Origin of the sequence: Bradyrhizobium retamae, from assembly GCF_001440415.1 — a bacterium.
GTDB classification, from domain to species: Bacteria; Pseudomonadota; Alphaproteobacteria; order Rhizobiales; family Xanthobacteraceae; genus Bradyrhizobium; species Bradyrhizobium retamae.
In genome coordinates, this window is the sequence record NZ_LLYA01000029.1 from 1 (window position 1) to 5,843 (window position 5,843).

Here is a 5,843-nt window from a genome sequence, read left to right on the forward strand (position 1 = left end):
GCCCGGGCGGAAAGCGGCTCGGAACGAGCGGCACCGTGCACGAGGGCAAGACGCTGTTGTATCGTGCGAGCAAGCTCGACTGCGATGTATGCCCGCTCAAACCGCAGTGCTGTCCAAAAGAACCATCGCGCAAGATCCCGCGCGACATACATGAGCACGCCCGGGACGTCGCCCGGTCGTTCGCTGGCACCGAGGGCTTCGAGACATCACGACGTGAGCGCAAGAAGATCGAGATGCGGTTTGCGCACCTGAAGCGCATCCTTAAGCTCGGTCGACTTCGACTGCGTGGTCCACAAGGCGCCCAGGACGAGTTTGTTTTAGCTGCCATCGCTCAGAACCTGAGGCGGCTCGCGTCACTGGTTGCGCGACCGCCACCGGCAGAAGTTCTGTGCACCGCGTAGCGTTGGAGTTGAGCGCCAAGGCCGGCGGCGTTAAGCCGCCGTCCTAACAAAACGCCAAACGACCCGATCCCTTGCACCCGACTTTTGCAACAAAATCCGCCAAGAGCTGACATAGCTCCAGCCGGTAAGCGGACATTGGCCAGCCGGCGTAGCTGGCCTCTGAGCACCCGATGAACCGACACAGTGGACGGATTCTGACCTACGGACTCAGTCCGTAGCAGGCAGGGAATGATGCTCGTGTGCGATGCGCCAGTCGCCATCGACCTTGCGCAGGCCAACAGTCAGTCGGAACAAAAAGCCGTCCTTGTCTATAGGATTGCTGGACGAGTCAGATCCGCACCACATGATGGCGACCGCGAAGGCGACGTCAGCGCCTGCGGTAACGGCGAGTTCTCGAAAGTCGAAGGCCGTACCCGGCTTGTGGTAACGGAAAAGCAGATCCCAGGTCTGTTCGTAGGCTTCGATGCCCCTGCATTGAAGTGGCGGCGGCAAGTCGAACATCACCATGTCCCGCTCGTGGTGCGCAAGAATGGCGGGAAGATCGTGCCGGCGGACAGCGTCCGCCCAGCCCTCGAGAAGGGCTTTGATCCGGGCTTCTTCGGCCTTGGCCTGTTCAGGCATGGTTAGGGCTCCTTGTTGAGAACCTAGGACGAACGAAGGCTGGCAAATCCGACAACGTCTGTGAAGTCCTCTAAGCCACTGAAGCTCACAGCGCCAGTTTCGGGAATTTAGGCCATTGGCGCTTGGCCGTCGACTTTGCGCGAATAGCTGCCGTTCCTTGTAAGTCCGCTAGTGGCCCTGGCCGGACCTCCCGCGATTTCCGCTTTTCCGCCGCTCGTGGGAGCTAAGCAGACATCACTTAGAGATGGCAGAACGGTCGCGATTTGTGAGTACGCGCCATCCGCTAATTCAGTTTGCCCTTTTGGGCATCGGACGATGGATGTGTGGCCTTTGCCGAATTGCGCGCCTCCATCCGGTCTGCCAGCATCCGAAGCTCATCCGCAAGAACGGTTCCTCTCGGAACCGGATAATCATGGGAAATGCGATCATTCATATAAACGCGGAAAACCACTTCTTCCGCAGTCTCAACGATCCGCACTCGTTCAATGCCGGGAAGGGCCATGCTGTCTGCGGCCGGACTTCCAATCGCCTCCTCTAACGAGGTCCTCAACGCACCGATAAGGTCTGCCGTCTCTACTGTGCTTAGAGCGATTTCGTGTTTACCGCGCTCATCGGTGAACCCAATAATCACCCTTCCATCCCGTGAATCCGTATAGGTTAGTTTCATAACCTTGGCTCTCATTAGGGCCCACTTAGCAGCAGCGCGATCCGCCTAAGCTCTCATGAGTCTTCAAAGCGCTCGAAACCAGTGGGATGACGGTGCGGCACTTTCCGGCGGAAGATGGAACTGGCGGTTCGGCGGCCAACTCAACAGACACGTGACCAAGCCCATGCTCATTCAACAGCTTGGTCAATTCGGAATGCACCGCCTGCCAAACCCGGTTTGGGTTAGCGTCGGCTGCGGGATGTAGGCGAACGCGCAATTGTGTTGGCGCAGTCTGCACTATCTGAAACAACCCCACACCGGGTACATGATCGATCTCAAGCGCGAGCGGTGGCACTGCGACTTTCTCTCCGCGTTCGGTTGGGAAGGTGAGGATGTCGGCGGCCCCGCACGCGGATCGCCGGAAGCGGGTTGCCGCAAGGACAAGGATCAGGCCGTTGCAGGATGCGGTCGCCTAGATCGTAGCGGAGGATCGGCTGCACGCGATTGGCGAGATTGCTCACGAGAACCGTATGCGACTCCTCGCCGGACGGAACCGGCCGATAGCTCGCATCGACGGGTTCGAGAATCACCCAATCGCTGTTGACATGATACCAACCGTGTTCACAGCCGATGGCCACGAACAGGCATTCCGTCGCGACGTAAACGGTCCGGACCTTGACGTGGAATGCCCTTGCGATACGGTCGTATCCGTCCTGCGAAAGCCCTTCCGAAGTCGGAAGAACCAGCACCGGCTGAATATGCAGGCGACCGGCATCCTGCTCGGCGGCCAATAGTGCCATGACGCTGGCGTATCCGATGAGCAGAGCCGGGCGGTACCGATTGAGTTCGGCGACCAGATTGCGCAACGGCGCCTGCGCCGGAAGCGCCCGTAATCGTCGGGCCGACCGTCTTGTGCGGATTGCAGCAAAGCTGGTTGCACCGACGTAATGGCCGCCCATCGCCAGCACCGACGCCGCGCGGCCGCCGCGGACGAGGAGACGAAACGTGTCGCTGGCGTTAAGCCAGCCCATTATCATGCGCAGCGAAAAAGCGAGAGTGACCGTCCAATTGAGTGTGTCCAACAGAAATATTCCAGGTATCCCGGTGCTGCCCGAAGTGGTTGCCACGGAATACTTGCCAAGGAGACGTTGCCCGATCAGCTCAGGGTTATCGACGAACCCTCGCACTGCCGCGAAGCTAACTTCGCGATCGGTGACCCAGTCGTCAAAATGACGCATTAGCTCTTGCTTATTAGCCACCGGCAGCACGGACGAAGTCTCAATCCGCTCCGGTAGACCCTGATAGAGTTCGCGATAATAGGGCGAGTTGGCGCGAGCGAAGGCGACGGCCTCGCTAAGCCGAGCGCGTTGTCGCTACGCGATGGCGTTGAGACCTTGCCTTCTTGCGCGGTGCGCATCGAGCAATACCGATGAGATGCTTTCGCTCATGACAAGTGAACCAACAGGGGGCGAGCGCGTGGCGATGACATTCACGTCGCACCACCGCGCAAGAGGCTCGCGAAGGCTTACAGGATCATCAGACGAAAACGGCCTATAACTAACCAACCGCGCCCAACTCGCGGCACAAGCGCTTGCGCCGCGTGGGGCGCGGAGGTTGATGCTCGCTTTCTCTGGCCGCTAGGACCCTGGCACTGTCGGCGCTGGCCCGTCGGGCACTGGCACTGTCGACTCAGGTCCTATGGCGCCCGTGGCGCGAGATACCGTCTCGATCAACCCGCCCTTGATGTAGACCCGCGCAGGCAGCGGACCCAACTCACGACTAGGTGAAAGCCGAGATCCGGTTAGGGCCTGATCCGCCCGACCGGACCACGGGCGTCGCGCCCTATCGCATCCGGATGGACGAGACGCCACGCGGCTGCTCGAATGACGCCAACGTGCATTCTTTGATGCGCGTGCGGAGCGGGTCCGGCCGAATGTCCGGTTTGCACCAGAAGCGGCCATTCGCCGATCAAACGCTATCGAACTTCGATACCCAAGCTACTTAAGCTTGGTATAAAACGCTTATCAGTCGGGCGCCCCCACGCGCGTGGCCATCGCAAGATCTACACGCTGATCCGAATAGCCTAGTTCATCAAAAGAAAACACCGCCACTGCCACAGGGGTTTTCGATTACATCACGACGAAGATCGGCTCGATGAGGAAGCCGCCGGAAAGGCGGGAACGCTGACACCGGAAATGTTCAAGGATCGGGGCGAGGCGTCGGTCCTTCAGGCCTTCCGGATCTCTTTCCTAGATGCCGTCCACGTTCTCCTTCAGCGCACGCAGCGTGCGGTCGACGACACTCATGTCGTTTCCGACATGCACACCCTCGCTATCGTCCTGTGCATTGTAACCCGGCAGGTCCACAGTGATGCTCTGCCCCTTGTAGGTGGCCTTAAATGGGCGCACGCCACGGGTCAACGTCTCGGCCGTCTCGGGCGATGGCATCGTCTTCGGAAGAATTCCTACCTTCGTCGCCATGGCTACTTCTCCTTGAACGACATGACCGTGAATTCCGCCAAAGCAGCACTCGCGAGGGCCGGCACGAATCATGACTGACGCGGGCCCTTCTCCGCCGAAACTTGGCGGCAACTACGGCGGCCCGATGTCCGCTCTCCGACTCCGCGCCGTCCGATAGATAGCGTGCGCGCACCCGTCATCCGTTCGATCGAGCAACCATTCGCTATCAGTGAAGTCTTTCACAGGCAGTTCTGCGGCGGGCCGCTCGCCGTTAGCTATTGCTTCCTTGCTGGTGCGCCCGGAAGCACGGCTGCCAAACCTTCCGGATTGATGTTGAAGGCCAAGAATATCAACGGCTCGTTGCCTGGGTTTCCCCATTGGTGCACGAGGGCGTACGGTTCATAGATCAAGGAACCCGGCCCCCTTGCTTCTGTCTTACCGTCGATCGTGTTCGCACCGGTGCCGGAGATGATAAAGTATAGAGCCGCGCCTGACCGATGGTGCGGTGGGTTCGAGGGCATCTGTGCCGGAAATGTGACTCGCGTGAGATTGAGATCATAACCACCTGGCTTGAGGTCGGGGATCGGATTTGCTGTGCGATACAATTCTCTCACGACGGCAGGCGCCGTCTCGGCAGGCTGACCCAGGTTCACAGCGGGAGCAAGGAAGAAGTGGAGGAAAGTCGATGGCCCTCCGCTACCCGCCGTTAGCGCCGCGGTCTTTCCGCCGGCGATGAACAGCCCCTCTCCGGCGTTGAGCATTTTGGCCTCCCCATCGAGCGCGACCTCGGTCGATCCTGACATCTGGTAGAGGATGCCGTTGGCCGCCGAGACGCTGCTCCTTTCGTCCGGCTGAAGAGTGATGCTCGCCGCTTTGAAATGGAGCGGCACGTCTGTAACGGTCGGCAGTTTGGTTGCAGCGATCACTGTTCGTGTAATTGCCGATGGAGCAGGAGTGGTTTGTGCGGTCCCGGAGGCGGGAAGCGCCATCGCGCCGAGCAGCAGTAGTCCGGTTGTCCTGAACTGCATGATTGCCTCCCAGGTTCAGCGGATAATCGGAGCACCATACGCTCTCCCAACGCCTCTTGGAATGACAGGCCGCTTCAGCTGCTATTGGCCGGAAGCCAGGAGCAAAGGTCGAGCGAAACTGAGTTCGTGGCCATCGGGGTCAATTAGGTGGAAGAAGCGCTCACCCCATTCGGCATCGCGGGGCACGGTAGCTGGCTGGTATCCCGCTGCGAGTGCACAGTCGTAAAGTGCGTCAACATCGGCAACGTAGAAGATGACCCGCCCCCACCAGGACCAGCGCCGCTCGGTAGGCTGGGTGATGAGGTTGAGATAGCTCGTTCCTGCTCGAAAGCTGGTGAATGACCAATCTTCGCCGCCATGCAGGACCTCAAACCCCAGCGTGCGGTAGAATCGGACGGCTCGTGGCATTTCGTGGGTGCCGAGTGTAACCGCGCTGATCCCCTCGATCATGGACAGAACTCTCCCGTTTCGTTTCCCCGCGCCGTTGCCACAGGGCCCAGACTGGCACCTGGCGGCGGACGCTCACCGCATCGGGCGGGAGCTTCCGGTTTCGCAATTTCCCGCGGGGCGCTTACCTTCCTACCAAATATCTGCGAATTAACTCGCGTTTGAGATCCCTCAGGCGCAAACCCAGACAATCACCGCTCCGCCTCCTAGGCATTACCGGTGACAGAGAGTGCGCGCTCCC

At 59.9% G+C, this 5,843-nt stretch carries 7 protein-coding genes; 1 reads left to right on the plus strand and 6 read right to left on the minus strand.

Annotated elements, in window-relative coordinates; translation table 11 throughout:
- Positions 1–401: transposase (locus CQ13_RS06125; RefSeq protein WP_197427206.1), on the plus strand; the 401-nt coding region annotated here is incomplete at its 5' end.
- A gap of 207 nt (positions 402–608) precedes the next feature.
- On the opposite strand, the gene CQ13_RS06130 is transcribed toward CQ13_RS06125, so the two are convergent.
- From CQ13_RS06130 to CQ13_RS06155, 6 genes are all read right to left on the minus strand, one after another.
- Entirely contained in the window at positions 609–1,022 is a 414-nt protein-coding gene (locus tag CQ13_RS06130; RefSeq protein WP_057842115.1) for a YybH family protein, read from the minus strand.
- Between the two features lie 283 nt (positions 1,023–1,305).
- The gene (locus CQ13_RS44240; RefSeq protein ID WP_197427256.1) at positions 1,306–1,689 is read right to left on the minus strand and encodes a hypothetical protein; all 384 of its coding nucleotides are present in this window, start codon (positions 1,687–1,689) and stop codon (positions 1,306–1,308) included.
- A gap of 314 nt (positions 1,690–2,003) precedes the next feature.
- Entirely contained in the window at positions 2,004–2,936 is a 933-nt protein-coding gene (locus CQ13_RS06140; RefSeq protein WP_197427257.1) for a hypothetical protein, read from the minus strand.
- Positions 2,937–3,917: 981 nt separating this feature from the next.
- Positions 3,918–4,148 carry a hypothetical protein gene (locus CQ13_RS45340; RefSeq protein ID WP_057842117.1) on the minus strand — a complete coding sequence of 77 codons (231 nt, stop codon included), beginning with the start codon at positions 4,146–4,148 and terminating at the stop codon, positions 3,918–3,920.
- A gap of 254 nt (positions 4,149–4,402) precedes the next feature.
- A complete protein-coding gene (locus CQ13_RS06150; protein ID WP_082637338.1) occupies positions 4,403–5,155 on the minus strand; it encodes a cupin domain-containing protein in 753 nt (250 codons plus the stop codon).
- 81 nt (positions 5,156–5,236) lie between these two features.
- Positions 5,237–5,605 (minus strand): VOC family protein, encoded by a 369-nt coding sequence (locus CQ13_RS06155; RefSeq protein ID WP_057842119.1) that lies wholly within the window; start codon positions 5,603–5,605, stop codon positions 5,237–5,239.
- Between the last annotated feature and the right edge of the window lie 238 nt (positions 5,606–5,843).